General features: G+C 64.3%; 1 pseudogene. It reads left to right on the top strand.

The annotated features are described in order from the left end of the window. Positions 1-1,868, top strand: a pseudogene (locus tag IEZ09_RS45830) (hypothetical protein); the annotation flags it as partial.

Below are 1,868 nucleotides of genomic sequence, written 5' to 3'. Positions count from 1 at the left end.
TCCATCCGATTCCCGCGCACACCCGGCGAGTTCCGGTCGGGTGATCTGGCCGTGCTGGTTGGTCGATGGGTCGATGGCATGCATGATGCGGTTGTCGACGAGGTGGCGAGCACCCTCGGTGCCGGCGGAGTGGGCCGCGATTACGCCCCAGGGATTGTCGCCATGTTTTCCGGCAGGCTCTTCACGGAAGAGGCTGTGCGAAGGCGGTGGCAGGGTCCGCAGTCCTCCGGGGATGTGTCGTTGCCGGATGAGGTGCGGCTGGAGCTGACGGGGTGGCGTCCCGATCCGGATGGGGGTGACAAGTTCACGGATGCCATCAGCCGGATCGGAAGGAGGCCGGAAGGTGCGGTCTCATTGGACCGCACGACGAACGGCAGATTCTTGTCCGAGCTGACGCGCGGGCTGTTCAGTGAATGGTTCTGGAAAATGAGCCGCCTTGACGACCCGGTCACTGGAAAACCTTACACGGTGCAAGAGATCATCAAAGTCAGCGGGATCGAGATCAATGAGAGGTCATTGTCCGACCTTGTGCAGGATTGGCGGGTGCGGATGTCGGCGGTGTTGTTGCCGCCGGAGGTGCGGGGTGCGATTATCAAGTTCCGTCCTGGGGTGGAAGGGTGGAGGACTCTTCCGGAGTTTGTGGCGTCACTGCGAGGTCGTGACGTTTCGTTGGCTTCCAGTGCGTTGCCCGGGTTTGTGTTGCATCCTTCGACGGAGGCGATGCGTGAGTTGGCTGTGGGCATGCTGTCCGTGTTCGATCAGGAGGGCAGGTCGCGTTACACCTTGGATCAGGTTGTCGGGGCGTTCGGTGGTGTGGTGGAGGGGGCGTGGGTGGAGAAGTGGTGGCAGGCGCATCGATCTGTGGGGCAGGTGTTGCCGGGTGAGGTGGTGGATCGGATTGTCGGGTGGCGGCCTGATGGATACGGGCCGGGTACTCAGCGGGGTAATCTGATCGTTCTGCAGAACGAGGGTCACCCGATCTCGCTTCCACGCAAAAAGTCCGATCCTGTGTCCCCGTATCTGCACGGCCTGTTGATTGGCTGGGCCAATGGTTTGCACGGTACGAGCATTGGTGAGGTGGCGAGCAGGCTTGGTGTGGGCAGGGCTGATGATCGTCACAGCCCGGCGAGTGTCGCGCTGTTGTCCGACGGCCTGCTCACCGAAAGCGCGGTGCGGGAGGGGTGGGAGGCTCTGTCGGGTGCGGTGGAGCAGTCCGGTGCCGGCGATGTCGCCAGTTCCGCCGGCCTGCGGGCGGATCCCGAACAGGGTGGGTTGGCTGATGCCGTGGCTGTGCGAGGTGGTGGTCTTGCTGGTGAAGGCGCGGGGGTGTCCGGCGGGGTGTCGGGTCTTGTGGTGGGGACTGTGGACAGTCCGGTTCCGTTGGCTGGGTTGGTAGGTGTTGATGAGCTTGATGGTTCGGTTCATGTCATCGGGCGGGATGGCACGCGCATTGTTGGGCCGGTTCCGGGTGATGTTGTGGAGCAGGCGCGGTTGCGGCGTGGGGGTGGTGTGCATCTGGGTGGGTCGCCGGTGCGGGTTGCTTCGTCGGATGTTGGTGGGGCGGAGGTGGGTTCGCGGGGTGGAGATGACGGGCGGTCGTCGTCGATGTCTGGGCTGGAGCAGGCGGGCGCGGGTGGTGCTGGGGTGTCTGGTTCGGTGCCGGCGGACGCACCGGATGCGGTGGGTTCGGTGGTTGGTGGGGTGGATGGGCCTGACGGCTGGGAATTGGATGGTGGGCAGTTGGATGGTGGGCAGTTGGATGGTGGGGAGCTGGAAGGTTGGGGGCAGGGTGGTGGGGAGCTGGACAACTGGGAGTTGGGTGGTGGGGAGCTGGACAACTGGGAGTTGGGTGGTGGGGAGCAGGGCTG

Origin of the sequence: Lentzea flava (genome assembly GCF_014648475.1) — a bacterium.
GTDB classification, from domain to species: domain Bacteria; phylum Actinomycetota; class Actinomycetes; order Mycobacteriales; family Pseudonocardiaceae; genus Lentzea; species Lentzea flava.
The sequence above is the reverse complement of the archived record's forward strand: the minus strand, read 5'-3'. Positions and strand labels throughout refer to the sequence as shown.